Origin of the sequence: Burkholderia sp. RF7-non_BP4 (assembly GCF_001521935.1) — a bacterium.
GTDB classification, from domain to species: Bacteria; Pseudomonadota; Gammaproteobacteria; order Burkholderiales; family Burkholderiaceae; genus Burkholderia; species Burkholderia diffusa.
Genome location: NZ_LOTA01000095.1, coordinates 411,069 through 437,330 on the forward strand (window position 1 = coordinate 411,069; position 26,262 = coordinate 437,330).

A 26,262-nucleotide genomic window follows, 5' to 3' on the forward strand; every position below is an offset into this window, starting at 1 on the left:
TGACGCGCGACGGCCGGTGCCCGTCGCACGTCAGCGGTCGGGCGTCGTCACGCGCGCGATCTTGTGCGCCAGCTCGCGAACGTCGACCGGCTTGCACAGATAGCCGTCGAAGCCCGCTTCGAGCGCGCGGCGCTCGTCGGCGAGGCCGGCGTGCGCGGTCACGGCGAGCACGCGCATATCGGGCGAGGTGCCGCCGTCCGCGGCGCCGCTGCGCAACGCGTCGAGCAGCCAGAAGCCGTCGCCGTCGGACATCGCGAGATCGGACAGCACGACGGTCGGCTTCACGTCCGCGACGATCGCAAGCGCGTCGCGGCCCGACGACGCGATGGCGACGGTCGCGCCGAGCGTGCTCAGCGCGGCGGTCAGGCTCGCGCGCGTGGTGGCGTCGTCGTCGACGATCAGGATGCGCTGCGAGTCGAGCATCAGCGGATCGAGCAGCCCGTCGTGCTGCGCGACGCCCCACGCCATTGCCCCCACCGGCTGCCAGCCGGCCGGCAACGTCACGGTGAACGTGGCGCCGCGATCGCGGCCCGCGCTTTCGACGCGGACCGTGCCGCCGTGCAGCTCGGCGATATGCCGCACGATCGACAGGCCGAGCCCGAGCCCGCGCCGCGACGACGCGGGCGAATCGTCCGCGCGGCGGAACATGTCGAACACGTACGGGATGAACTCCGGCGCGATGCCTTGCCCGTCGTCGGAGACGGTCAGCGTCGCGTGCGCGGCGTCGCGCGACAGCGTGACCGTCACCGCACCGCCCGCCGGCGTGAACTTCAGCGCGTTCGACACGAGATTCGACAGCATTTGCCGCAAGCGCTCGGCGTCGCCCGACACCACGCATGCCGGCGCGGCGCAGTCGAATCCGAGCGCGATGCCGGCCGACGACGCGGCCGTCTGGAATGCGTTCGTCGCATCGGCGAACAGCCGCACCACGTCCACCGGCATCGCTTCGATCCGCAGCTTGCCGGTCGCGAGCGACGATGCGTCGAGGATGTCGCCGACCATGCGCGTGAGCGAACGCGCGCTGCGGTCGATCGCGTCGATCGCCTGCTGCTGCAATGCGTCGTCGCGCGAATTGCGCAGCACCTCGACCCAGCCGTAGATCACGTTCAGCGGCGTGCGCAGTTCGTGCGATACGGTCGCGAGCAGTTCGTCCTTCAGACGGTTCGACGTGTCGGCCTGATCGCGCGCGTCGCGCGCGCCTTGCAGCGAACGGTGCGCGCGCAGGTCGCGGCGGCGCTGCGCGCCGGTCTCGCGCAGCGTCAGCGACAGCGCGACGCAGCTGCGCGCGTCGCCTTTCACCGGGCATGCGGATACCGTCGCGCGAAAGCGCCGGCCGTCGCGGCGCACGCACAGCAGCTCGAGCGGGCCGACCGGTTCGCGCAACGCGTCGAACGTCTCGGCCAGCGGGTTGCGCGCCAGCCAGCGCATCGCGATCAGCGTTTCGAGCGGCCGCCCGCACGCGTCGTCCTCGTCGTACCCGAAGATCCGCTGCGCAGCCGGGTTCCAGCTCACGATGCGGCCATGGCCGTCGATCCCGACGATCGCGTCCGGCGATGCCTCGACGACCGCGAGCTGCAGCCGCGACTTGTCGGCGAGCACGCGTGCCATGCCGCCATCGCGCAACAGCAGCACCGCGCCGTCGATGTTGCCGTCCGCATCGGCGATCGGCGACGCCGCCTCGACGATCGGCACCGGCCGGCTGTCGTCGGCGCCGTGCAGCCAGTGCCGGTCGGACAACGCATGCGCGCCGCCGAGCGCACGGTCGAGCGGCGTCGTCTGCACGCGCCGGCCGTCGTGATCGAACTCGCGCAGCACGTCGCGCACGGGTCGACCTGCCGCCTCGTCCAGGCCGCAGCCGGCCAGTTCGGCCGCCGCCGCATTCAGGTAAGTCACCCGGCCTTTCGCATCGGTCGCGATCACGCCGTGCGGCAGCGCCTGCAGCACGGCATCGAGCTGCCGCCGCGAGTCGGCTTCCCGCTGGCGCGCGAGCTCGTTCGTGAGGCGCGCGTGGCGCAGCATCGCCGCGACCGCGCACACCAGCGCGCCGACCAGCAAGAAGGTGCCGAGCCGCACGAGGCGGGCCGGCAATGGTTCGGTATAGGCGCCGGGATCGGACAGGAACAGCGTCCAGACCAGCAGCCCGCTCGCCGCGGTCGACGCGATCCCGAACACGAACGACGTCGCCCACGCGGCGCCGGCCAGCATCGGGTAGTACAGGACGAGCGACAGGTTGACGCCGCCGAAGCGGATCGCCAGCGCCTGCAGCACGGTCGCGATCGCGACGAGCATCACGGCGGTGGCGTAATTTCCGGCCGGCGGCCGTGCAAAATCAATCATCCGACACGCTCCTGCCGGCGAACCGGCGGCGGCGGGCCACGCGTGAACGGATGGGCACGTCACATGCTCGGCCGCTTACGCCGACCCGGGAGACCTTCACGCCATGACCATTCCGACACGCTGGCTCGCCATCTCGCCGCATCTCGACGACGCCGTCTTCAGTTGCGGCGAATTGCTCGCGCAGTCGCCCGGCTCGGTCGTCGTCACGGTCTTCGCGGGGATACCGGCCCGCGGGACGGCCGCGCCGCCGTGGGACCGGCGCGCAGGTTTCCGCACGGCGGACGAAGCCATGCGCGCGCGCCGCGACGAGGATCGGCACGCGCTCGAGACGCTCGACGCGCAGGCGGTGTGGCTCGATTTCCTCGACGACCAGTACGGCATGCCGGCCGCGTCGACGGCGATCGCCGCGCGCGTGGCCGCGGCCATCGACGCGCACCCGGGCTTCGGCGTGCTCGCGCCGGCCGGCCTGTTCCATCGCGATCACGTGCAGGTGCAGCAGGCCATGCTGACGCTGCTGCGCGACGACGGTCGGTCGGGCGATGCATCGCGCATGTGGCGCTTCTACGAGGACGTGCCATACCGGCGGATCGACGGGCTGATGGCCAGGCGCGTGATCGGCTGGCGCGAACGCGGCTGGACCGGCCATCCGGTCGGCGCGCCGACCGGCAGCCGCATGGACGGCGCGGCAGCAAAGGCCGCCGCCGTGGACGCGTATGCGAGCCAGATTGCGCTGTTCGAGCCTCATATGCGTGCCGATCTCCAGGAACCCGAAACATTCTGGCGGCTCGAATGCGACGGCTCGTCCGCATAACGCCCGCGCATGTCGTGCTGCCGCCACGCGAAGCGCGCGTGACCGCGGTCGTGCTGACCTGGCGGCGCCCGACGGAACTCGCGCGCACGCTCGCACGACTCTCCAGCCTGCCCGACCGGCCGGCGATCGTCGTCGTCGACAACGGATCGGACGATGCAACCGCGGCGCTCGTACGCAACCGCTTTCCGCACGCGACGCTGGTGCATGCGCCGGTCAATCTCGGCGCGTCCGGCCGCAACCTCGGCGCGGCCGTCGCGCGCACGCGCCACGTGGCGTTCTGCGACGACGACACCTGGTGGGCGCCCGGCTCGCTCGCCGAAGCAGCGAACCTGCTCGATGCGTATCCGCACGTCGCGGCCGTCACCGCGCGCGTGCTCGTCGGGCCGGAGCAGCGCGAGGACCCGACCTGCCGGCTGATGGCCGACAGCCCGCTCGATGCGCCCGTCGCGCTGCCGGGCCGGCCGATCCTCGGGCTGCTGGCCGGTGCGACCGCGTTCCGGCGCGACGCGTTCCTCGCCGCGGGCGGATATCACCCGCGCTACTTCCTCGGCGGCGAGGAAGCGCTGCTCGCGCTCGACCTGTATCGCGCGGGCGCGTGGCTCGTCTATGCACCGCATCTGACGGTTCATCATCACCCTTCGATGCAACGCGACGTGCACGCGCGCGCGAGCGTCGCCGCACGCAACGCGGTATGGACCGCGTGGCTCAGGTGGCCGGCCGGCGCGGCGCTCGCGCATACGTTGCACATGCTGCCGCGCCTGTGGCGCGAACGCGGCATCGCGCCCGCGTTCGCGGGCGTGCCGTGGATCTTGCGCGAGCGGCGCGCGCTGCCGCCGCATGTCGAGCGCATGCGTCGCCGCCTCGACGACGATGCGCGCCGCCGTGCGGGCGCGCGCGCATGAGCCTGTCGGGCACGACATCAGGAATCCGGTTTCTCCACTTCGTCTTCCAGTTGCGCGAGCCGGTTGTAGATCGTCTTCAGGCTGACGTCGAGCACCTCCGCCGCCTGCGCCTTCACGCCGCCGCATTGCGCGATCGTGCCGAGAATCAGCTTGCGGTCGACTTCCTCGAGCGGCGTGCCGAACGGCACCGTCACGCGCTCCTCGTTCGAGTCGACCATGTTCGACAGTTCTTCCATGATCGGCGGCGGCAGCGTGTCGATCACGTCCGCGTCGCTGAAGATGCTCGCGCGCTGCACGAAGTTGCGCAGCTCGCGCACGTTGCCGGGCCACGCGTAAGTCTTCAGCGCTTCGCGCGCGGCGGGCGCGAAGCGCAGGTTGCGGCCGCTTTCCTCGTTGTAGCGCTGCAGGAACGCATCGGCGAGCATCGGGATGTCGTCGCCGCGCTCGCTCAGCGACGGCAGCGGAATCGGAAACACGTTGATCCGGTGATAGAGGTCGGGCCGCAGCTTGCCCTCAGCCATCGCACCTTCCGGATCGCGGTTGGTGGCCGCGACGATGCGCACGTCGACGTCGATCTCGCGCGTCGAGCCGAGCCGCGTGAGTCGCCCGGTTTCCAGCACGCGCAGCAGCTTGACCTGCGATTCGACCGGCATCTCGGTGATTTCGTCGAGGAACAGCGTGCCGCCGTCCGCGCGTTCGAAGAAGCCCTTGTGCTGCCGCTCGGCGCCGGTGAAGCTGCCGCGGTCGTGGCCGAACATCTCGCTCTCGACGAGGTTCGCCGCGATCGCGCCGCAGTTCACCGCGAGGAACGGGCCGCGTCGGCGCAGGCTCAAATCGTGAACCGTCTGCGCGGCGAGCTCCTTGCCCGTGCCCGACTCGCCGGTGAGCAGCACCGACGCTTCGGTTCGCGCGACGCGGCCGATCGCATCGTAGACGGCCTGCATCGCGGGCGAGCTGCCGAGCATCCGGCCGAAGCGGCCGAGACGCTTCAGCTCGGAGCGCAGTTCGGCGATTTCCTCGTGCAGGGCGGTGGTGCGCGGCACGCGCGCGAAGATGCTGTTCAGCCGCTGCATGTTGAGCGGTTTCACCAGGTAGTCGGTCGCACCGCGCCGCAATGCGTCGATCGCGGTTTCGAGGCTTGCGTGACCGGTGGTCAGCACCATTTCGCAATGCGCGTGCTTGGGCAATGCGTCGAACAGATCCATCCCGTTGCCGTCCGGCAGCACGAGATCGCACAGCACGAGATCGGGGGTATGCGTTGAAACGAGCGTGCGCGCTTCTTCGAGCGTCGCGGCCGTGTCGCAGGCGAGTTGCTGCGCCTGTGCGAGCGTCGCGAGCATCGTGCGCGTATCGGCATCGTCTTCGACGATCAGGACATAAGGCATCGAAGCTCCTTGGTGGTGCGGCTCGGGCGCCAAGATCGCCGAAACCGCGGCGGTCATGCGATGCGGGGTACGACGCCGCCCTCTGGCGCCACGTCCGCATTGCACGCGAATGAGCAGACTAGCTGTCCTGCAATGACAAACGAGTGCTTAGCAGTATAGAAGAAGCACGTCGCGCGATCGCCGCTCATCGAATAAATCTATCCCTCGACCACGGTCGCATTGCCAGATTCAATCCGGCAATTCGAGCATAAAAGGTATGATTTCCACATGAAAAAAACGACGCATGACGGTCATTTTTTCATCCAGCCCTCGACGATTTCGGTCAATACTTCCCAACGCGATATCACTCATGTCGAAATCCGACGATGACGGCACGCGATTGTTCGGCCGCTCGCAAACGATCCAGAATCTGCTGTTGAAGGTATCGCGCGTCGCCGCTACGCGCGTCAGCGTGCTGGTGGTCGGCGAAAGCGGCGCCGGCAAGGACATCGTCGCGCGGCTCATCCACGACATGAGCCCGCGCCGGCGCGGGCCGTTCGTGCCCGTCAATTGCGGCGCGATCCCGAAGGACATCGCGGAATCCCATTTGTTCGGACATGAAAAAGGCAGCTTCACCGGCGCCGTTGCACAACATGTGGGCATGTTCGAAGCCGCGCGCGGCGGGACGCTGTTTCTCGACGAAATCGCGGAAATGCCGGCGGAATTGCAGGTGAAATTGCTGCGCACGCTCGAGTCGAACACGATCATGCGCGTCGGCGGTCACGAAGCGATTCCGCTTGACGTGCGGATCGTCGCGGCCACCCATCACGACCCCGTGGAGGCCGTGCGCAGCGGCCGGCTGCGCGAGGATCTCTTCTACCGGATCGCGACGATCGCGCTGCACGTGCCCGCGCTGCGGCAGCGCGAGGACGACGTCGGCGACATCGCGCTGCAGATCGTCGACCGGCTGAACGCCCGGCACCGCACGCGCAAGCGGCTGTCGATGCAGGCGATGAAGGCGCTGCGCGCGTACACGTGGCCCGGCAACGTGCGCGAGCTGCGCAACGCGCTGGAGCGCGCGTTCATCCTCGCGGACGAACAGATCGAACTGCAGTTGCCGCGCCGGCAACTGCCGCGCGACGAAGTCCGACACAACGCGATGACGCTGCATATCGGCACGACGCTCGCGCATACGCAGCAGCGCTTCATCGTCGCGTCGCTGCGTCATTTCAACGGCGACAAGCCGCGCACCGCGAAGGCCCTCGGCATCAGCCTGAAGACGCTGTACAACCGCCTCGCGCTATTGTCCGAACACGAGCGCAACGCGGCGAACGGCGCGGCAGCGCCGGCGTCGGGCACGAGCAGTGCAAGTGGTGCAAGTGGCGGCGGCGGCACCGCGAGCGCGGGCACGCCACCGAATGCAACGAACCCGTAAGCACACCGCCCCGGCGGCTGAACCGCTCACGACGCGACGTCGCACAACGCGCTATCCCACTCACGCACGAACCGCTCGATCCCGAACCGCTCGCACGCATCGCGCTTCGCGGCCGCGCCCCACTCGCGCGCGAGATCCGGATCGCGGATCAGCATGCGCATCGCGTCGATCAATACTGCCGGCCGCGTATCGGCGACGCCGTTGCTGCCGCTCTTGACGAGCTGCGCCATCTCCGTCGTTGCGAGCGCAACGATCGGCAGCCCGATCATCATCGCCTCGATCACCGCGAGCCCGAGGCTCGTGTAGCGGATCGGATTGAAGAAGAACCGGTAGTGCGACAGGAATTGCGGCAACGCCGGGTTCGGCACCTCGCCGATGCCGCCGAGCGCGGTCGAGCCCATGCCCACCAGATCGAGCGGCACGCTGTGACGCACGGACTCGAACAGGTCCGCGCCGAGACGCCGCCCGCGCCGCGCGATGTTGTTCACGACCGTCACGCCCTTCGGCAGCGTGCCCCGATACTCGACGCCGTCCGGAATCAGCACGCCATGTTCGATCACGCGCGTCGGCGTGACGCCGCTGTCCCACATCAGCGCGTTGAACGGCGTCACGTGCACCAGCAACACGTTCGGGTCCTGCACCGGGTGCAGCGTGTCGGTCGGATGCTCGCGCGGCGGATCGTGTTCGACGAACAGCGCCGGCAACGCACGCTGCGCGTCGCTCAGGAGCCGCAACCGGTCGTGCGCGTAGTGATTGTGATGCTGGTACAGCACGCAGTCGAACTCGGTGTCGCGCACGCACTCGACGGGCACCTCATACACGTTGTCGCCCCACGGCAGGTGCCCGACCCGCCCCGCGTAACCGGGCGGATGCTGCGGCTTCGTCACGATGTAGAAATCGTGCGGCGCCTGCGACAGGTAATACAGATAGTTGCCATGCACGTGCCAGGTGAGCACGCGCAACCGCTTACGTGACATGACGTCTCTCCTCCGCGAGCAGTTCGCCCGCTCGTTCCATCACGTCGTCGACGCCGATCGCCGTCGCGCACTCGTGCCCGTACGGGCACGTGTCGAACATGCACGGCCGGCAGGCCGGATAGTTCGCGAGCACGCGATGGCGTTCCGCGTCGAGCGGCGCCCAGCGTCCCGTATCGCTGCCGCAGGCGACGACGATGCTCGGCGTGCCGAACGCCGCCGCGACATGCGACACGCCCGTGTCGTTGCACAGCACGAGACGCGCGCGGCCGACCAGCGCGGCCAGCGCGCCGAGCGGCGTGCGCCCGCACAGGTTCACGCACGGCCGCGCGAGATGTTCGACGAACGCACCGGCCAGCGCAAGTTCCGCGCGCGTGCCGGTCAGCACGATCTGCCAGCCATCGTCCGCGAGCTGCCGTGCCACGCTCGCGAAGCGCTCGACGGGCCAGCGCCGCGACGCCATCCGCGCGCCCGGATGAACGATCACGTAGCGGCCCGCATCGAGCGCATGTTCGTCGCACAGCACATGCCATAGCGCATAGTCGAGGCCGCCGAGCGGAAATTCCAGGTAATCGCCCCAGTCCGGATAACCGAGCTTGCGCGTCAGCGCCAGGTAGCGCGTGACCTCGGGTTCGCCGTCGCGCCAGACGACCGAGCAGTCGAGCGCGGTCGTGCCGCCGTCGGGCGGCACGAAGCCGGCGGTGCGCGTGGCACCGAGCGACGCGACGATCGCGTTGGTCTGCGCGCCGCTGCCGTGCAACTGGATCGCCAGATCGAAGTCGCGCGCACGGCATTCCGCGACGAACGCCTCGCGCGCGGCCGGATCGGCGTCCGGCTGCTCGCCCAGGCCCGGCGCACCGGGAAACGCGATGAAGTTGTCGACGTAATCGGAGAAGCGCGACGCGAACTCGCGCGCCCACGGCAAGCCGATCAGCGTGATGCGCGCGTGCGGCTCGCCGCGCCGCAGCGCGCGCAGCGCCGGCACCGCGCACAGCATGTCTCCGAGCTGCAGCGCACGGAATACCGCGATGCGTGCCGGGCCGGACGATGAATCGGATTCGAGCATCATAGGAAAAACACCCGGAAGTGAAGTGCGCCGCGCACGCGCCAATACAACGACACGGGCGGAATCGCGATCGACGTGACGATCATCTCGGCAACATGCGACGGCGTGAGCCGCGTGCCGCGCAGCCGCTTTACGCAGAACGCGGCCGTGATCACGGCCCAGGCCACCGCGCACGCAATGCCCGGCGCGCGCCATCCGGCCGCGAAGCAGCCGATCGCGCCGAGCACGAACAGCACGGCCGCGTAGTAATTCCAAGGCGGCATCGCACGGATATGACGCCGGTAGGTCGCGCGATGCTTCTTGTACAGCAGCGCGTCGAAATACACCTTCGATTGCTGGCCGATGCTCGCGCCCCAGCGTGCGGGGCGCACCGGATGCACGATCCGCGCGGCGTCGACGCCGACGATCGGTCCCGCGTGCTCGCGCAGCGCGAACATCAGGTCGGCGTCTTCGCGCCATGCACGCGTGAAGCGCTCGTCGAACCCGCCGACGCACTCGAGCGCCGTGCGCCGCACGAAACAGTTCGCCGTCGCGAATTCCGCATGCGCGAGGCCGGCCGCGTCGCGCTCGTAGTCGGTCGGACGCGCGCGCAGCGGCACGTCGATCCGCCCCGCCGCGGCCACCGCCGCCGGTTCGGCCAGCAGCGCGGCCGCGCCATGACGCAGCCAGGTCGGATCGGGAATCGTGTCGTCGTCGGTGAACGCGATCAGTGCGCCGCGCGCGCTGCGCCAGCCGATATTGCGCGCGCCCGCCGGCCCCTGCGTATCGGGCGCGGTCATGTACCGGATCACCGGCACGTCGTTCACGCGTGCGCGACATGCGTCGACGGTCTCCCATGCGCTGCCGGCCGGGTCGTCGTCGACGACGACGATCTCGTAGGTGGTCGGATCGAACACCTGCACGCACAGCGCTTCAAGGCAGCGCTCGAGCAGGTCGGGCCGCCGATACGTCGGCACGACGACCGACACGACCGGCGGCAGTTGCACGTCGCGCATATTCATCTCGGCTTCTCCAGCAGGAACGAGCCGATCACGAGCGCGTCGAGCGGTGAAGTCCAGAAGCACTCGATCGCGTCGCGCGGCGAACAGACGATCGGCTCGCCGCGCGTGTTGAACGACGTGTTGACGAGCACCGGCACGCCGGTCAGCGCGTCGAACTCGGTCAACAGCGCATGCAGCAGCGGATGCTGGTCTTCATCGACGGTCTGCACGCGCGCGGTGCCGTCGATGTGGCGCACCGCCGGAATCGTCGCTTCCGCCCCCGGCGCAACGTCGTACACGAACAGCATGAACGGCGCACGCAGCGGCATACGCCGGCCGCCGTTGAACCACTGATGCGCCTTGCTTTCGAGCACGACCGGCGCGACCGGCCGGAAGTCCTCGCGATCCTTGATCCGGTTCAGCTTGCGCTGCATGCCCGGATCGATCGGCGACGCGAGAATCGAACGGGCGCCGAGCGCGCGCGGCCCGAACTCCATGCGGCCCTGGAACCAGCCGATCACACGGTTCGCCGCGAGCAGCGCGGCGGTCTGGGCGGCGACGTCCGCGAGCCGCCGATACGGCAGTTGCGCTTCCGTCAGAAAGGCCTCGATCGCGTCGTCGCTGTACGACGGCCCGAGATACGCGTGATCCATCCGCCACTCGCCGCGCATCCCGCGCATCCGGAAGTCGGTCCACAGCGCGGCGCCGAGCGCGGTGCCCGCGTCGCCGGCGGCCGGTTGCACCCACACGTCGTCGAACGGGCCGCGATCGCGAATCTTCGCGTTCATCACGCAATTCAGCGCGACGCCGCCCGCCATCGCGAGCTGCCGCTCGCCGGTCTCGGCGGCGAGCCAGTCGACCGCCTGCAGCGTCGTCTCCTCGAGCACCAGCTGCAGCGCGTGCGCGATGTCGCAATGATGCGGCTCGATCGGTCCGCCGCGTGCACGCGATGCGCCGAACAGCGCGACGAGATCGGCATCGACGATCTCGTAGCGTCCGTCGCCGCGGTAGCTCACCAGCTTGCGCATCTCGTCGGCGAACACCGGCTTGCCGTACGACGCGAGCGCCATCACCTTGTACTCGTCGGACGAATGCAGGAAGCCGAGGTAGCGCGTCACGCGCTCGTACAGCAGGCCGAGCGAATGCGGCAGATTGACCTGACCGAGCCGCCGGTACGACTGGCCGTCGAACGCGCCGTAACTCGTCGTCGCGCGTTCGCCGCGCCCGTCCATCGTCATCACCGCGCAATGCTCGTACGGCGCCGCGAGAAACGCGCTGGCCTCGTGCGCGAGATGATGCTCGATGAAGTGCCAGCGGAACGGCCCGTCGTGCGCGACGCCGCGAAACCGTCGCTGCAGGTGGTGCGGCGCGCCGCCGGCGAGCTGACGCGGCGCGTTCACGATCGACGACAGGAACAACGGATGCCACGGCGACACGCCGTCGGCGCGCGGCGCATGCGCGGACGGCGCGAGCGGCAGCGTCAGCGCCGTCTCGGTGCCATGACGATCGAGCTCGAGCCACGGATCGTACGAATATGCGACGTGGTCGACATCCGCGAGCGCGATGTCCGCTTCCGCGAGACAGTAATCGATCGCGTGATACGGCAGCTCCCACGTCGAGAACGGCACCGGCCGCTTCGCGTGCTTCACGTGCGTGAAGCGTTCTTCCTCGGCCGCCGCGATCACCATGCCGTCGCGCACGAGGCAGGCGGCGCTGTCGTGAAAGGCGGCGTTGATGCCGAGCGTATAGGTCGGAGCGGGCATGCGTCAGTTCCTCGTGGTGACGTGCGCGAACGGAATCACGTTCGACGCGTTCGCCGCGGCGGGCTCGGCACCGCGCACGGCGGCCAGCGCGGCCGCGCGTTGCGCATGGCGCGCGCTGCCGCGCAACAGCGCGTGGGTCGCCTCGACGACGTCGTCGACGCTCACGCCGAGCAGGCACGGATGGCCGGGCTGGTCGCATACGCTGCGGTAGCAGTTGCGGCACGGCACGTCGACGTTCAACGCGCGGTGCGGCACACGCCATGGCGTGTGCTGCGGATTGGTCAGCGCGTACAGGTCGACGACCGGCGTGCCGAGTGCGGCCGCGAGATGCACCGGGCCGCTGTTGTTCGACAGCAGCAGGTCCGCCGTCTCGATCAGCGCGCCGAGTTCGCCGAGCGGCAGCGTGCCCGCGAGCGCCACGGCGCGCGGTCCCGCGCGTTCGCACACGGCATCGACGAGCTCACGCTCGTCGGCGCTGCCCGTCACCGCGATGCCGTCGAACAGCGGCGCAAGCCGCGCGGCCGCGGCGCCGAAGCGCTCGGCGGGCCAGCGGCGCGACGCCGCGCTCGCGCCCGGATGCACGACCAGCCAGCGCGCGCGCGACGGGCCCGGCCGGCGCGGACCGCCGATCCGCTGCAACGCGGCGCGCAACCGCTGGTGCAACGCGCGTCGCGCCGCATCGCCCGGCTCGAACGCCATCCGCCAGTCGGAGGTTTTCGCGCCGACGGCGCGCACCAGCGCAAGCTGGCGCGCGACCTCGTGACGCACGTGGGAATCCGGCTCGGTTTCGGGCACGCGATCGGTCAGTAGTTCGTACGGATTCTCGCGGCAATGCGCGAGCCTCAGCGGGATGCCGGCGAGCCAGCACATCATCGCGGCGGGCAGCGGGCTCTGGCTGTACACGGTGAAGATCACCGCCGCGTCGAAGCGGCCGGCCAGCAGCCGGTCGATCATGTCGAGATCGGTCACCGGATCGCCGTGCACGTCCGGATGTTTGACCCATGGCGCGTCATACGTCCACACGTCGTCGACCATCGGCAGGTGTTTCGTCAGCGCGGCGCCGGTACGCGACGTCAGCAGCGTGAGCCGGCGGCCATGCCCGCTCTCCTTCAGCGCGCGCAGTGCGGGCGTCGTCATCAGCACGTCGCCGAGGCTGTCGAGCCGCACGCACAGGATGCGTCGGGCGCGCTCCCAGGCGGCGCTCATCGCCGCACCCACGAGCCGTGACGGCGCACGGCCTCGCGTACGACGATGTCGGCGGCGAGATCGAGACGGTCGACCACATGGTGCGGCGTGCGCGCGGCATCGAGCCGCCATTCGGTCTCGTTGCCGCAGTCGACGAGTATCGTGCTGCAGCGCGCGGCGCGGCCGGCCTCGACGTCGTCGAGAATGTCGCCGATCATCCAGCTCCATTCCGCGACCGCGCCGAACGTGGCGATCGCGCGGCGCACCATCGCGGGGCGCGGCTTGCGGCAGACGCAGTCGCACGTATAGCGCGGCACGCTGCCGGCCGGGTGATGCGGGCAATAAAAAAAATCCGCCAGGGTCGCGCCGTTCGCTTCGAACAATTCGGCGAGACGCTGACGGACCGCGCCAAGCTTCGATTCGTCAAAGTAGCCGAGCGCGACGCCCGGCTGGTTCGACACGACCGCGATCGGCATGCCCGTCGCGCCGAGCGTGCGCAACGCGCGCGCGGCGCCCGGCGCGAGCCGCATCCGCGCGGGGTCGACGTTGTACGGCACGTTCTCCAGCAACGTGCCGTCCTTGTCGAGCAGCACCGCGCCGGGCAGCCGTCGCTCACGCCTCAGGGCCATGACGTCTCCTTCATCGGCAACACCATCAGTTCCGGCACGACGGTGCCCGGCGGCTGCGTCAGCACGAACCGCACGGCGGCCGCGACGTGCTCCGGCGGCTGGAGCGTGTCCTCGTCGATGTCGGGGAAGCGGTCGAGCAGGAACGGCGTGCGCATCCCGCCCGCGACGATCGCGGACACGCTCACGCCGGCCGGCCGCAACTCCGCATGCAGCGCATGCGACAGCCCGAGCAGCCCCCACTTCGTCGCGTGATACGCGGACGCATTCGGCCATGCGCGTTTCGATGCGGTGGACGCGATGTTGACGATGTGCCCCGCGCCGCGCGCCTTCATCATCGGCACGACCGCGTGGCACATCAGGTACGGGCCGAACAAGTTGGTCAACAGCACCTGTTGCCAGGCGGCGACGCTGACGTCGTCGATCGGCGCGGTCACGTCGATCGCCGCGTTGTTGACGATCACGTCGAGATCGCCGAGCGCCTCGCGCGCGTCGTGCACGACCTGCAGCACCGACGCCTCGTCCCGCACGTCGAGCGGCCTTCCGACCGCCTGGCCGCCATGCCGCTCGAGGCGCTGCGCGACGGCCGCCGCGCGATCGCCGTCGAGATCGGCGACGATCACGTGCGCGCCATGTTGCGCGAGTTCCTCGCAGATGGCTTCGCCCAGGCCGCGGCCGCCGCCCGTCACGAGCGCGGTGCGGCCGGCGAGCGGCGTTCGGGCTGGATCGTGAGTCGCGTTCAACATGCACCTCCTGCGAGTGTTCGAAGAATCGTGGCCGTGACGCTTGCCGCGACAAGCGCCGGTGCAGGAGGTACAGCGAGAACCGTGCCAGACTGCGCACGGCCGCGCCGCATCGGGCCGCCGCGCCCGCCGACGGGCTTTTTTATAAGCTGCTGTAAAAACCGGCGCGGCCCGCGGCGCTCAGATCGCGAGCCCGTCCGGCGTCGCCTGCGCGCGGTGCTTCGCGAGCGCGCGCAGGCAGTGCGCGATGCAGCCCGCGAACGCCTCGTCGAACCACGGCTGCGCGCCCGACACGCCGACCACGATCCCGTGCTGCGCGACGCCGCCCCACAGGTTCGTGTCGCCCGCGCGCAGCCGGTACGGCTCCAGCGCCTGCACGACGTGGCCGTCTCGACCGGTTTCCCACGACAGTCGCGCCTTCGCGCGCGCATAGGCGCGATAGTCGGCGTCCCAGTCCTTCGGGTCGGGCAGCGAGAACTCGTAGAGGATCGCGTCCTCGAACGCCGCGTCGCGCGGCCCGAGCGCCGGATCCATGATCACGATGTGCAGGCAACCGCTGTCGCCGACGAAGTCGCTCTGCAGCGCGGCCGACAACGTCGGCAACAGCAGTTCGACGGCCGCGACCGCGGCCTGGCGGTTGGCGAATGCGCTACCGGCGCGACGCTCGGTCAGGGCTTCGGATGTCGCCGGGTTCGGAAAGTTCGGCATGGATATCTCCAGAGGAAAACGCGAGCGCACGGAGCGTCGCGGAACACGAAGCCGAGCGCGTTCAGCGGCAGGTTGATCTGAATGATGTACGCGTTGATCAGCACGAGATCATCGATCGTCATCGTGCCGCGAATGAAAGCGCGCGCCCCAGCCTGTGCAGATGGCCGAACGTGCGCACCGTAAACGATGCGGCCGTGCGCTGCGTGACCTGCACGAAAGCCATGTCGCCCACTTCGTTCGGCGCGTTCGCCGCGAAGCGCACGCGAAGGCCGCGTGCGTCGCGATCGTCACGTGGCCGGTCGTCAGTGCCGGTCGTCATGCGCGCGATGCCTGTGTCCGCGGTTGAATCATCCTCGTATCGGCGGTCAACGGCGCTTTAACGGCGCGTGTCGCGATCGCGGCCGGCGCCGCTGCCCGGTTCCGGCTCACGCACCGCAGGCTGCGTCGGGGTGACCGTGCGCTGGGACGGATGCAGCACCATGCCCGTATCGTGGTCGCCGTTGTTGCGTTGCACGCGCACACGATTTTCGACGTCGCGCACGCACATGCAGCTGTCGGCGATGTCCTCGATGTCGTGCCTCATCCAGCGTGACGGCACGGTCCCGTCGAGTTCGACGCGGCCGTCGCGCACCTGCACGGAAACATCGCTCACGTCGATGTCGAGCGCATGCGCGAGTCGCTCGCAAACGTCCTCGCGAATCCGCTCGTCCGAGCGCGTATAGCCTTTCGGGCCGCGACGGTGGCGCATGGCGTCGCGTTGCGCATCGCTGCCGAAGCGCGACGGATCGCGAGAATCGTAATCGCGTTCGCCGCCATACCAGGCCATCCGGTGATGGCCACGGAATCCCTGCTGGTCGCCGCCGTAGCGGCGGGGACGACCGAGGCCGTCTTCCGGGCGACGGCCTCGGTCGCCATAGCCGCGTTCGGCTTCCCATGCCGGATCGCGCGCGTCGCCCGGTGCGTCGCGCCAGTCACCGCTCGCGCCGCGCTGTTCGGCCGACGAGCGTGCCGAGCGCTCGCTCCATTCGCTGCCCCAGTCTTCCGGGCCGACGTCCTCGCTCGCGAAGCGCCGGTACGCGGATTCGTAGTCGGCATCCTGCCGTCGGGATTCGTCGCCGCGCAGATCGCGCTCGCCGGTGTCCCGGTACGCGCGTGCGCTGCGCTCCTGCCAGTCGGGCGGGCCGCTCCGTTCGGCTTGCCGTCCGGGATATCGTCGTTGCATCGTGTCTCTCCTTGTTCGCGGCTGTGCCGCGCTCGGCCCCATGTCGCGTCGCGGCGCGCGTCGGTCAACCGGTTGCAAGTCACGTGCCGCGTGGCCGGCCGTCGCGCAGAGGCGGCGCGCCGACGTCAATAGTCCAGTCCACGCCGTGATCGCCGTATCTCGCGCCCGATGCCCACGGACGGGCGACGCTGACCGGTCACTCGTTGCCGAACGCCCCTTGCCGAGCCTCCCTATCTGCAACGGGATTGCAGTTTTTGCGCGGCCGGTCGCCGTGCAACGACCCTATACGTCGCCCGTGCCGGGTTCCTCAGGCGCGTCCGGATCGTCGACGCGGCCGGGCTCGCTCAGCCGTTCCGTGCGATCCGGCTCGATGTCGGCGCCTTCCTCGAGCCCCGCGTCGCCATCCGCGGACGCGCGCTCGCCGGTGCCCGCGCGGTCCGTATCGCTGTCGAGGGCCGCGTCGCCGCGCTCCAGCGCGTGTTCGTCGAGCGGCGAATCGACGTCGAACGGATGGCGCCGCGCGCCCGCCGTGTCGCTGCCGCTGTCGGACGAGTCGCTCGGCCCCAGCGCGCGGCCGTCGCGCCCGCGCCGCGCGTTGTCGTCGTCCGGGCCGGCCGGTTCGTTGTCGGGGTTCAATGTGCTGTTCATGTCGATGCCCTCGTGTAGCCGCAAAGCGTCGCACCGCTCCCGGCCGGGGCTCTCGCGCCCGTCCCGTCGCGGCGTGCGGACCGGACGGCGATGCAATCGCCATGCCGCACCGCCACCGCCCGGCCGTCCGCCGGCAGGATTTCGCGCCGCGCGCGCCGCGCGGCACAGGCCATGCGCCCCCATTGATCAGGTGAATTGACCTCCCTTATGCTTTCGGGCGTGTCAATCCGATTTGAATGGCCGCCGCCGGCCGGGCCGGCTGCGGCGGGGCGGCGTTCTTCCGCCCGCATCCGACTTGCCGTGACGATGAAGACAAACGACACCATTTCCGATCCGCCCCCGCCGCTCGGACCCAACGACGCGCGCGATCTGCTGCACCGCTTCGCCGAGTTTCGCTTCGAGACCGTCGTCGGTGCGATCACCGACTACGCGGTGTTCATGCTCGACACGCATGGCAACGTCGCGACGTGGAACGCGGGCGCCGAGCGCATCAAGGGCTATCGCACGGCCGACATCGTCGGCCACCATTTCTCGCGCTTCTATCCGCCCGACGCGATCGCCACCGGGCGGCCCGCATTCGCGCTCCGGGAAGCCGTCGCGCACGGTCGCTTCGAGGACGAAGGCTGGCGCGTGCGCAAGGACGGTTCGCTGTTCTGGGCCAGCGTGACGATCACGGCCGTGCGCGACCACGCGGGCCAGCTGGCCGGCTTCATCAAGATCACGCGCGACATGACCGAGCGCAAGCGGCTCGCCGAGCTCGAAGTGTCGACGCACCGGCTCAGCGTGTTCATCGCGATGCTCGCGCACGAATTGCGCAACCATCTCGCGCCGCTGCGCCATTCGGTCGGCGTGCTGCAGAGCCTGCCGGATCCGGCGCCCGCGCTCGCGCAATGCCGCGACGCCGTGCACCGCCAGGTCGGACAGTTGACGCGGCTGGTCGACGACCTGCTCGACGTCGGGCGCATCACCGCCGGCAAGGTCGAACTCGACGACGCGCCGGTGACCGTGCGCGACCTCGTCTGCCGCGGCGTGGAAAGCATCCAGCCGAAGCTGGCCGTGCGCGAGCAGCACATTCGCGTCGACCTGCCGGCCGATCCGCTGGTGGTGCGCGGCGATGTGGCGCGGCTCGTCCAGGTGCTGCACAACCTGCTCGACAACGCGTCGAAATTCTCGCCGCAGGGCGGGCGCATCGACGTCTGCGCGCGCGCCGAAGGGCCGACCGTCGCGATCCGCGTAACCGATCACGGCGTCGGCATCGCGCCGGGCGCGCTCGAATCGATCTTCGACCTGTTCGAACAGGAAGGCGCGTCGGGCCGGCGCCCGTCGGACGGCTTCGGGCTCGGCCTCGCGATCTGCCGGTCGTTCGTCGAGCTGCACGGCGGGATGATCGCCGCTGAAAGCAGCGGCCCCGGCCATGGCGCAACGTTCACGGTGCGGCTGCCGATCGAGCACGCGACGCGCGCGGCGCCCGGCGACGCGCCCGCACCGCGCGCAGCCGAGCAGCCGGCCGGTGCGCCGCTGCGCATCGTCATCGTCGACGACAACCGCGACTCCGCCGACACGCTCGCCGTACTGCTGCAGGTCAAGGGTCACGCGCCGCACGTCGCGTACAACGCGAGCGACGCGCTGGCGCTCGCGAGCGAGGTCGTTCCGCACCTGATGCTCGTCGACCTCTCGATGCCCGACGTCGACGGCTTCACGCTGCTGCGCGAACTGCGTGCGATCGACGTGCTGGCCGACACGACCTGCGTCGCGTTGTCCGGCCATGCGAGCCCGGCCGACCTCGCACGCACCGCGAGCGCGGGCTTCGACGATCACCTCGTCAAGCCCGTCGAGATGGCGGTGCTCGACGCGCTGCTGCAGCGCGTCGCCCGCCAGGTTCACGACACGCGCTGACCGTTCAGGCCATCGCGCGGCACATCGCGGCGCAGGTATCGCATGCCAGCGCGCAGCGCCGGCAATGGTCGTGCGCGTGCTGCAGGCATTCGGCCGCACACAGATCGCATGCAAGCGCGCAAAGCGCGCACACCTGGGGCGCGAGCACGCTGGCGCGCGCCATCGCGCCCGATGCAAGGCGGCACAGCTGCGCGCACTCGATGTCGAGCGCGATGCAGGCGGTCAGGGTGTGCGCCTCGGGTTCCGCCAGGCATCCCGCGATACAAGCGTCGCACGCATGCGCGCACGCGTCGCATGCGGCCATGCAGTTGTCGTAGCGATCGTCGATCTCGTTCATCACTGCCCTCCTCCTTCCGGTTCGCATCGTCATGGCGTCAGCTTCACCTTCATCCAGCCAGGCTCGCGCACGTCGAACGCGCGATACGCGTCGATCGCGTTCGTCAGCGGCTCGCAGCGTGTCAGCACGGACGCCGGGTCGAACGCCCCGCTGCGCACGAGCTCGATCAGCCGCGGCGTGATGGTCCGGTGATTGCAGTTGCCCATCTTGATCGTCAGGTTCCGGTTCATCGCCTCGCCGACCGGGAACACGCGCGCCTGCGGCGGATACACGCCGATGATCGCGACCGTGCCGGCCTTCGCGACCACGCGCACCGCCCATTGCAGCACCTGCGACGGCCCGTCGCCGGGTATCCAGTAGCGGCCGTCCGGCTTGCGGCGCGGTGCGACGGCGTCGACTTCCGCATCGAACGCGCGCGCCGCGTCGCGATCGGCGGTGGCCGGACCGTGCGTGGCGCGCATCGCGTCGACGCCGACCGCGTCGATCGCACGATCGACACCGATCCCGCCGGTGAGCCGCAGCACCGTGTCGACGGGGTCCTCCTCGGAGAAGTCGATGGTCTCGGCGCCTTGCGCGCATGCCATCTCGAGCCGCGACGCGATGCGGTCGATCGCGATCACGCGACCGGCGCCCATCAGCTTCGCGCTCGCGATCGCGAACTGACCGACCGGCCCGGCGCCGAATACGGCCACCGTGTCGCCGGGCTTGACCTCCGCGAGCTGCGCGCCGAAGTAGCCGGTCGGGAAAATGTCGGACATCAGGATCGCACGGTCGTCGTCGATCGCGTCGGGCAGCCGGATCAGGCTCGCGTTCGCGAGCGGCGTGCGCGCGTATTCGGCCTGCAGCCCGTCGAACGGCCCCGTGTCGGCCGGTCCGCCGTAGAACGCGGTGCCCGCGCGCGGCCCGCCCGGGTTCGCGACGTCGCATTGCGCGGTGTAGCCCGCGCGGCAGTACACGCAGCTGCCGCACGCGATCGTCGATGGAATCAGCACGCGATCGCCGCGCTTCAGGTTGCGCACGTCGCGCCCGACCGTTTCGACGATGCCGACGCCCTCATGGCCGAGGATCGTGCCCGGCTTCATCCCGCCGAGCGTGCCGCGCACCATGTGCAGGTCGGTGCCGCAGATCGCGCTGGCCGTGAGGCGCACGACCGCATCGGTCACGTCGGCGACTTCCGGGTCGGGTACCGTATCGATGCGAATATCGCCGATGCCGTGAAATACGACTGCTTTCATGTCAGGCCCTCCTTGTCGAAAGCGGAAACGGTGTGGATACCGTCGTGCTGTTCGAGCAAGGCGCGCGCCCGTCGGCGAGGGGAATACCGGGCGGTTCGCGTTTTGGTTCGTCGTCGCGAACAGCGTCGCAAACGCGTCGACGGCGCAACCGGAGTCGCGGTACACCGGCCTCAGTGCTTGTCGCGACGCTGCAACGACCGTTGCATACGCAACGCGTTGACCGGAGCGTGCATCCGTCAACGCACGGTCGCCAGCCCGCTCACGCGTGCGTCGCGCCCTGCTGCTCGAGCGCCGCTTCCGCGCGCAGGCAATCGAGATCGCGACCGATCGTCGCGACCGCGAGCCGTGCGTTGCCGCGCCAGTACGTCACCGAACCGTCGTGCGCGCGCAGGTCGCCGTCGATCTCGACGCGATCCCATTGCTCCGCGTGTCCGACATAGCGCACCGTCAGGTCGTAGTGCTGGCTCCAGAAGAACGGCACGGCGTCGAACGGCTGCTGCCGGCCGAGCATGTTGCGCGCCGCGACGATCCCCTGCCGCTCCGCGACGACCCAGTGCTCGACGCGAATGCGTTCGCCCGTCAGCGGATCGGGCCAGCGTGCGATGTCGCCGGCCGCGTAGATGTCCGGCGCGCTCGTCTGCAGGAAACGGTCGACCGTCACGCCGCGATCGACGGCCAGCCCCGCGTCCTGCGCAAGCGCGACGTTCGGATGCACGCCGATGCCGACCAGCACGACATCCGCCGGCAGCACGTCGCCGTTCGACAGCGTGACGCGATCCGGCGCGATCTGCGCGGGCGTCGCGCCGAGATGGAACGCCACGCCGTGCGACTCGTGCAGCGCGCGGATCGTATCGCCGAGCGCGTCGCCGAGCACGCGCGCCATCGGCCGCGCATCGGGCGCGACCACGTCTACGTCGAGCCCGCGCGTGCGTAGCGCGGCGGTCGCTTCGAGGCCGATGAAGCTCGCACCGACCACGACGCAGCGCCGCGCGGTCTTCAGCTTGCCGATCAGCGCATCGCAATCGGCACGCGAACGCAGCACGCACACGTGCGGAAGATCGGCGCCCGGTACGGTCAGGCGGTTCGGCTCGGCGCCGGTGGCGAGCAACAGCGCGCCGTAGCCGACGCGGCTGCCGTCCGCGAGCTCGACCGCGTGTTGCGCGGAGTCGATCCGCGCGACGCGCGTGCCGCAGCGCACGTCGATGCGCTGGTCGGTATAGAACGACGCGCCGCGCAGCGGCAGCCAGTCGGCTTCGGCCGTGCCGGCCAGATAGTCCTTCGACAGGTTCGGTCGATCGTACGGCGGCTCGCTGTCCGCGCTCAGCAGCGTGATCGCGTGCGGATAGCCTTCCTGCCGTAGCGTCACGGCCGCCGAGATCGCGGCCGCCCCACCGCCGACGATCACCATCGATTCGGGCAATCCGGGCGCATTCGACACGGGCGGCGACGCGGCAGGCTGCGCGCCGAGCACGACCGCGCGGCCGTCTCGACGTTCGACGCGCCAGCACGTCAGGCCGTCGAGCGCCGGCGCACGCAGCCGTTCGCCGGTGCGCAGGCAGAACGCCGCGTGATGCCACGGGCAGCGAATCGTGTCGCCGACCAGCAGCCCGTCGGCCAGCGGTGCGCCGTAGTGAGGGCATTGCGCGCCGACGGCAAACAGGGCGTCGGCGCGGCGCACCAGCAGCACCGCGTCGTCGCCGACCCGGCCCTCGATCATCGCGCCGTCGGCGATGTCATCGAGCGAAATGCCCTGCGCAAGATCGGGGCGTGAAGACGATGCGTCGCTTCCGGACATGGCGCGGCTCCCGGCTGAGGTAACGATCCCATTATCGGCGTCCTTCCTGAAAAGAGCAGGGGCGGACGACCCCGCGGCGCACGCAAACGCGAACCGTGGCTCGTACGCGATCCGCAACCGGCGCGGAACGTCATCGACGTTGCGGCGCAACACGCTGGATACGCGTGCGCGGGTGTCAAGCGGGCGAAGCAATCCGCATGCCGTGCGCGGTGTGCGGTCTGGCGAGCATCCCGGGCGGGCCGCTCTTGAACGGCCAATCCGCGCCGGACACGGCGAGCTTCCCGGTTGCCGCCATTTCAACGATGACCCCGCCATCGATGTGGAATCCTTCGTTCTTCGCCGACAGCGCCGGCCACGCGCACGCGGGCGGCGCTACCGACGCGTGTGCGCATCTTCCTCGACATCGTCGACTTCCGCCGGAAAACGATGCTGACCGAAACTGAGGATCAGTACGCCCACCGCGAGCAGCACGATCCCGAACGTGGTCATCAGCATTCGTTCGGGGCTGTCGGTGGCGCCGCGCAGGATCAGGTCGCGCGCAAGCGACGTCATCGCGATGAACAGCGGAAAGCGCACCGGCAGCCGGCCGAGCCGCAGGTAGCGCACGTCCATCGCGAGCACTTCGAGATACAGGAACATCAACAGCAGGTCGGTCAGCGACACCTCGCCCGCGAGCACGACCTTCCACGCTTCCTGCGTCATCGCGAACGCGGTCGCGAGACCGATCACGATCAGCCCGGCCAGCTCGGCCGCATGGAGGAAGTGTCCGAAACGGCGGCGGATGCGCTCGGCGGCCGTATCGGCGGAAACGGTGGACGTATTCAAAACGATGACCCGTGCAATGGCTTAGGCGCCGCGATCGATACTCCATCGACACGGCGGATGGTTTCGCGAGGATGAACGGTTGCGCACGCATCTATCCGGGCGATAGCACTCATGGAACGCGACGCCGGCATCTCGTCGCCCGTTCGGTCCGGCAACAACCGGCAGCCGGGATACCGTTCGAGGCGATCGAGCCGCGCGTTCACCTGCGCGTTGCCCACCATCAGGTTGGACGCCCCGCCATGCTCGATCACTGCACCGAAAATACGCGTCTCTTCCAGAAGGTTCATCATGATGGTTCTCGTCGGCGGGCGGAGCGAATCCAATCTACTGCACGCGCCACGTCCGCTCAAGAGCACAGCGCCGCGCGCTTCAGGAGTACAGCTGCACGCCCGCTGCGCGAAATCGGACCCCGATCAATCCATTCGAATGACAGTTCGCCGATACGTGTTCCAAAGACCCGCCGAAGCTGCTAGATTGCATGCTCGACGCCGTCACGCGGTGCGGCAAGGTCACGCGCCGGGCGAATGCGCGGCCACCCCTGCCACCCGTTGCGCCCGGGCGGCAGGCCGCCGCCGTGGCCCGTTGCGCGACGCATGCGCAACGAACGTCCTTCATCCGCATGTCACAAAGAGAACAGTCGCATGACACAGTCCAACCGTTCGTCTTCGCGCGCCGCGGCATTCGCGGCCCGTCCGTCCCGACATGACTGACCGGCAGGCCGCGATGCAAACCCTTCCCCCGCTCTCCCAGGCCGTTCACAGTCCGATCACGCGCAGCGCGATCTTCCTCGTCGCAACCGTCAACCCGGGCGCCGACCGCGCCGACACGATCCGCGCGTGGTGCGGCGACATCGCCGCGCTCGTGCGCTCGGTCGGCAAGCGCGTGCCGGGCGGCAATCTGTCCTGCGTGTGCGGCTTCGGCGCCGACGCATGGGATGCGCTGTTCGGCGATCCGCGCCCCGCGTCGCTGCATCCGTTCCGCGAATTCGGCGCCGGCCAGCGTGTCGCGGTCGCGACGCCGGGCGACATCCTGCTGCACATCCGCGCCGAGGCGATGGACCTGTGCTTCGAACTCGCCACCCAACTGCTCGGCGCGCTCGGCGACGCGGTCACGGTCGTCGACGAGGTGCACGGCTTCCGCAACTTCGACCAGCGCGCGATGATCGGTTTCGTCGACGGCACCGAGAACCCGGAAGGCCGCGAGGCGGTCGACTTCACGGTGATCGGCGGTGAGGATTCGGCATTCGCGGGCGGCAGCTACGTGATCGTGCAGAAGTACCTGCACGACATGGCCGGCTGGAACGCGCTCGCGGTCGAGACGCAGGAGCGCATCATCGGGCGCACCAAGCTGTCCGACATCGAGCTCGCGCCGGACGTGAAACCGTCGTGCTCGCACAGCTCGCTGACCACGCTCGACGAAGACGGCAAGGAAGTGAAGATCCTGCGCGACAACATGCCGTTCGGGCGCCCCGGCTACGGTGAATTCGGCACCTATTTCATCGGCTACGCGCGCTCGCCGGCGCCGATCGAACAGATGCTCGAGAACATGTTCGTCGGCCGCCCGCCCGGCAACTACGACCGGCTGCTCGACTACAGCCGCGCGGTCACCGGCTCGCTGTTCTTCGTGCCGTCGGCCGACCTGCTCGAAGCGCTCGCCGATCGCGCCTCACCGGCCGCCGACGCCGCCACCGCCTCGCAGCCGGCCCCCACCTCGCCCGAGTCGCGTCGTGACGGCTCGCTGAACATCGGATCGCTGAAAGGAGCCAAAGCCCATGAATAACCTGCACCGCGAACTCGCGCCCGTTTCCTCCGCCGCCTGGGAACAGATCGAGGAGGAAGTGGCACGCACCTTCAAGCGCTCGGTGGCCGGGCGCCGCGTGGTCGACGTCGAGGGCCCGGCCGGCCCCGCACTGTCGGCCGTCGGCACCGGGCATCTGCGCGAGGTCGCCGCGCCGCGCGAGCAGGTGAGCGCACGGTTACGCGAAGCGCGTACGATCGTCGAGCTCACGGTGCCGTTCGAATTGAGTCGCGATGCGATCGACAGCGTCGAGCGCGGCGCGCGCGACGCCGACTGGCAGCCGGCGAAGGACGCCGCGCAACGGCTCGCATTCGCGGAAGACGGCGCGATCTTCGACGGCTACCTGGCCGCGGACATCGTCGGCATCCGCGAAGGCACGTCGAACCGCAAGCTCACGCTGCCGGCCGACGTCGGCGCGTACCCGGACGCGATCAGCGATGCGCTGGAAGCACTGCGGCTCGCCGGCGTCGACGGCCCGTACTCGGTCGTGCTCGGTTCGGACGCCTACACGGCGCTGAGCGAAGCGCGCGACCAGGGCTACCCGGTCCTCGGCCACATCAAGCGCATCGTCAGCGGCGAGATCATCTGGGCGCCGGCGATCAGCGGCGGCTGCGTGCTGTCCACCCGCGGCGGCGACTATGAACTGCACCTCGGCGAAGACGTGTCGATCGGCTACACGAGTCACACCGACAAGGTCGTTCGCCTGTACCTGCGCGAAACGTTCACGTTCCTGATGCTGACGAGCGAGGCATCGGTGGCCGTGGCGCCGCAGGCCACCGCGGCGACCTGACGTCCCGCCCGCGCGCGATGCCTGCCGGACATCGCGTGCACCGGCCGCGTTGCCGGCCGCACGTTCGTCGTCGCCGCACCATCCTGAATGGAGGCGTGAAATGAGCGAATCGAATGACGCATTACAGGCGCTGCAAGCGTCGGTCGACAGCCTGAAGCAGGCCGTCGACGCGAACGCGAGCCGCCACGCCGGCGACACCGCCGTGCTCTTCACCGTGGTGGCGCTGATGCTGGCCGAGCTGCCGCCCGACACCCGCAACCTGATCGAGGATTCATTCTCCGTCTGGGCCAACGATCTGCAGGATGCAGCCCTGTCATCCGCCGTGAAGCAGATCGCACGACAGCGACTTGCGATGACGCTCTCCGACTGACGCCGCTTCGCCGCGATGCGCACCCACGCGCGCGCATCGCGCGCCGCCACCTTTTCGTATCCCGCACGCCGCACCCGCGTGCGCGCTCGTCTGTACTCCTTGCATCTCCCGAGCACATGCATGTGAGGGTGCAATTCGCGGCCGCGCCGATGCGGAACTGTGTCTTGGAGGCCCCGGTCCGATTCGCTATTTTGAACGCAGTCGAAGCAATGCCGCGGGCTCCGCGAAGCGCCGGCGTTGCTGGCGTCGAACGCGACCGGTCGCCGGCCGGTGCGTGCTGCACGAGGGCACGGCCTCGGCATGCGCGCGACCGGTCGCGAAGGCATTCGGCAAGACGTCGTCCGGTGCGAGGATGGACGCGCACTGAAACCCGACGGGTCCGGATGCACGGGCCCGCATGACCGGCTCCGTCCGCGGGCCGGAACCGCCCCATGCCGCGACGCGGCGCAACCC

26 protein-coding genes are annotated in these 26,262 nt (G+C 69.6%); 7 read left to right on the forward strand and 19 right to left on the reverse strand.

Translation table 11 applies throughout. From position 1 onward, the window contains the following. Positions 1 to 30 precede the first annotated feature (30 nt). Positions 31 to 2,337 (reverse strand): hybrid sensor histidine kinase/response regulator, encoded by a 2,307-nt coding sequence (locus tag WS49_RS31845; protein WP_059537056.1) that lies wholly within the window; start codon positions 2,335 to 2,337, stop codon positions 31 to 33. 103 nt (positions 2,338 to 2,440) lie between these two features. On the opposite strand from WS49_RS31845, the gene WS49_RS31850 reads away from it, so the two are divergent. Continuing rightward, entirely contained in the window at positions 2,441 to 3,148 is a 708-nt protein-coding gene (locus WS49_RS31850) for a PIG-L family deacetylase (protein ID WP_059537060.1), read from the forward strand. Then, a complete protein-coding gene (locus WS49_RS31855) occupies positions 3,127 to 4,050 on the forward strand; it encodes a glycosyltransferase family 2 protein (RefSeq protein WP_059537065.1) in 924 nt (307 codons plus the stop codon). The genes WS49_RS31850 and WS49_RS31855 overlap by 22 nt, the downstream gene beginning before the upstream one ends. A 17-nt stretch (positions 4,051 to 4,067) precedes the next feature. On the opposite strand, the gene WS49_RS31860 is transcribed toward WS49_RS31855, so the two are convergent. Together WS49_RS31860 and WS49_RS36305 are read right to left on the reverse strand one after the other, a co-directional pair. Continuing rightward, entirely contained in the window at positions 4,068 to 5,435 is a 1,368-nt protein-coding gene (locus tag WS49_RS31860; RefSeq protein ID WP_059537437.1) for a sigma-54-dependent transcriptional regulator, read from the reverse strand. Between the two features lie 228 nt (positions 5,436 to 5,663). Beyond that, entirely contained in the window at positions 5,664 to 5,786 is a 123-nt protein-coding gene (locus WS49_RS36305) for a hypothetical protein (protein WP_257127630.1), read from the reverse strand. On the opposite strand from WS49_RS36305, the gene WS49_RS31865 reads away from it, so the two are divergent. Further along, on the forward strand, positions 5,785 to 6,849 hold the full coding sequence (locus WS49_RS31865) for a sigma-54 interaction domain-containing protein (protein ID WP_059537069.1): 1,065 nt from the start codon (positions 5,785 to 5,787) through the stop codon (positions 6,847 to 6,849). The genes WS49_RS36305 and WS49_RS31865 overlap by 2 nt on opposite strands. Positions 6,850 to 6,875: 26 nt before the next feature. On the opposite strand, the gene WS49_RS31870 is transcribed toward WS49_RS31865, so the two are convergent. From WS49_RS31870 to WS49_RS31920, 11 genes are all read right to left on the reverse strand, one after another. After that, positions 6,876 to 7,826, reverse strand: a complete 951-nt coding sequence (locus WS49_RS31870; RefSeq protein ID WP_059537072.1) for a glycosyltransferase — start codon at positions 7,824 to 7,826, stop codon at positions 6,876 to 6,878. After that, positions 7,816 to 8,892 carry a glycosyltransferase family 9 protein gene (locus WS49_RS31875; RefSeq protein WP_059537076.1) on the reverse strand — a complete coding sequence of 359 codons (1,077 nt, stop codon included), beginning with the start codon at positions 8,890 to 8,892 and terminating at the stop codon, positions 7,816 to 7,818. Before WS49_RS31875 ends, WS49_RS31870 begins: the two co-directional genes overlap by 11 nt. Continuing rightward, complete coding sequence (locus WS49_RS31880) at positions 8,889 to 9,890, reverse strand: glycosyltransferase family 2 protein (protein ID WP_059537079.1); 1,002 nt, start codon at positions 9,888 to 9,890, stop codon at positions 8,889 to 8,891. Before WS49_RS31880 ends, WS49_RS31875 begins: the two co-directional genes overlap by 4 nt. Beyond that, entirely contained in the window at positions 9,887 to 11,632 is a 1,746-nt protein-coding gene (locus tag WS49_RS31885) for a carbamoyltransferase family protein (protein ID WP_059537082.1), read from the reverse strand. The genes WS49_RS31880 and WS49_RS31885 overlap by 4 nt, the downstream gene beginning before the upstream one ends. A gap of 3 nt (positions 11,633 to 11,635) precedes the next feature. Further along, on the reverse strand, positions 11,636 to 12,838 hold the full coding sequence (locus WS49_RS31890; RefSeq protein ID WP_059537443.1) for a glycosyltransferase family 9 protein: 1,203 nt from the start codon (positions 12,836 to 12,838) through the stop codon (positions 11,636 to 11,638). Then, complete coding sequence (locus WS49_RS31895; protein WP_059537084.1) at positions 12,835 to 13,446, reverse strand: D-glycero-alpha-D-manno-heptose-1,7-bisphosphate 7-phosphatase; 612 nt, start codon at positions 13,444 to 13,446, stop codon at positions 12,835 to 12,837. The genes WS49_RS31890 and WS49_RS31895 overlap by 4 nt, the downstream gene beginning before the upstream one ends. After that, complete coding sequence (locus WS49_RS31900; protein WP_156441481.1) at positions 13,437 to 14,189, reverse strand: SDR family oxidoreductase; 753 nt, start codon at positions 14,187 to 14,189, stop codon at positions 13,437 to 13,439. Before WS49_RS31900 ends, WS49_RS31895 begins: the two co-directional genes overlap by 10 nt. 177 nt (positions 14,190 to 14,366) lie before the next feature. Next, on the reverse strand, positions 14,367 to 14,894 hold the full coding sequence (locus WS49_RS31905; protein WP_059537087.1) for a hypothetical protein: 528 nt from the start codon (positions 14,892 to 14,894) through the stop codon (positions 14,367 to 14,369). 118 nt (positions 14,895 to 15,012) lie between these two features. After that, positions 15,013 to 15,213, reverse strand: coding sequence for a hypothetical protein (locus WS49_RS35450; RefSeq protein ID WP_059537092.1), 201 nt, complete (start codon positions 15,211 to 15,213; stop codon positions 15,013 to 15,015). A gap of 57 nt (positions 15,214 to 15,270) precedes the next feature. Next, positions 15,271 to 16,116, reverse strand: coding sequence for a BON domain-containing protein (locus WS49_RS31915; RefSeq protein WP_059537097.1), 846 nt, complete (start codon positions 16,114 to 16,116; stop codon positions 15,271 to 15,273). 282 nt (positions 16,117 to 16,398) lie between these two features. Further along, positions 16,399 to 16,764, reverse strand: coding sequence for a hypothetical protein (locus WS49_RS31920; RefSeq protein WP_059537100.1), 366 nt, complete (start codon positions 16,762 to 16,764; stop codon positions 16,399 to 16,401). A 306-nt stretch (positions 16,765 to 17,070) separates the two neighbouring features. Here WS49_RS31920 and WS49_RS31925 point away from each other — a divergent pair, with 306 nt between their 5' ends. Continuing rightward, complete coding sequence (locus WS49_RS31925) at positions 17,071 to 18,660, forward strand: PAS domain-containing hybrid sensor histidine kinase/response regulator (RefSeq protein ID WP_059537446.1); 1,590 nt, start codon at positions 17,071 to 17,073, stop codon at positions 18,658 to 18,660. A gap of 4 nt (positions 18,661 to 18,664) precedes the next feature. Here the strand turns inward: WS49_RS31925 and WS49_RS31930 are convergent, their stop codons facing one another. From WS49_RS31930 to WS49_RS31950, 5 genes are all read right to left on the reverse strand, one after another. After that, positions 18,665 to 18,997, reverse strand: coding sequence for a four-helix bundle copper-binding protein (locus tag WS49_RS31930; protein WP_059537105.1), 333 nt, complete (start codon positions 18,995 to 18,997; stop codon positions 18,665 to 18,667). A gap of 29 nt (positions 18,998 to 19,026) precedes the next feature. Further along, positions 19,027 to 20,232 (reverse strand): zinc-dependent alcohol dehydrogenase, encoded by a 1,206-nt coding sequence (locus WS49_RS31935; protein ID WP_059537109.1) that lies wholly within the window; start codon positions 20,230 to 20,232, stop codon positions 19,027 to 19,029. A 259-nt stretch (positions 20,233 to 20,491) separates the two neighbouring features. Then, on the reverse strand, positions 20,492 to 22,027 hold the full coding sequence (locus WS49_RS31940) for an FAD-dependent oxidoreductase (RefSeq protein WP_059537113.1): 1,536 nt from the start codon (positions 22,025 to 22,027) through the stop codon (positions 20,492 to 20,494). A gap of 372 nt (positions 22,028 to 22,399) precedes the next feature. Continuing rightward, complete coding sequence (locus tag WS49_RS31945; RefSeq protein WP_059537117.1) at positions 22,400 to 22,852, reverse strand: phosphate-starvation-inducible protein PsiE; 453 nt, start codon at positions 22,850 to 22,852, stop codon at positions 22,400 to 22,402. Further along, positions 22,849 to 23,142 carry a hypothetical protein gene (locus tag WS49_RS31950; RefSeq protein WP_059537123.1) on the reverse strand — a complete coding sequence of 98 codons (294 nt, stop codon included), beginning with the start codon at positions 23,140 to 23,142 and terminating at the stop codon, positions 22,849 to 22,851. The genes WS49_RS31945 and WS49_RS31950 overlap by 4 nt, the downstream gene beginning before the upstream one ends. A gap of 412 nt (positions 23,143 to 23,554) precedes the next feature. Between WS49_RS31950 and WS49_RS31955 the strand changes: the two genes are divergently transcribed. The 3 genes from WS49_RS31955 to WS49_RS31965 all read left to right on the forward strand — a co-directional run bounded on the left by WS49_RS31955 (position 23,555) and on the right by WS49_RS31965 (position 25,809). Continuing rightward, positions 23,555 to 24,631, forward strand: coding sequence for a Dyp-type peroxidase (locus tag WS49_RS31955; RefSeq protein ID WP_059537126.1), 1,077 nt, complete (start codon positions 23,555 to 23,557; stop codon positions 24,629 to 24,631). After that, the gene (locus WS49_RS31960) at positions 24,624 to 25,439 is read left to right on the forward strand and encodes a family 1 encapsulin nanocompartment shell protein (RefSeq protein ID WP_059537130.1); all 816 of its coding nucleotides are present in this window, start codon (positions 24,624 to 24,626) and stop codon (positions 25,437 to 25,439) included. The genes WS49_RS31955 and WS49_RS31960 overlap by 8 nt, the downstream gene beginning before the upstream one ends. Positions 25,440 to 25,539: 100 nt before the next feature. Continuing rightward, complete coding sequence (locus tag WS49_RS31965) at positions 25,540 to 25,809, forward strand: hypothetical protein (protein WP_059537134.1); 270 nt, start codon at positions 25,540 to 25,542, stop codon at positions 25,807 to 25,809. The last annotated feature ends 453 nt before the right edge of the window (positions 25,810 to 26,262 follow it).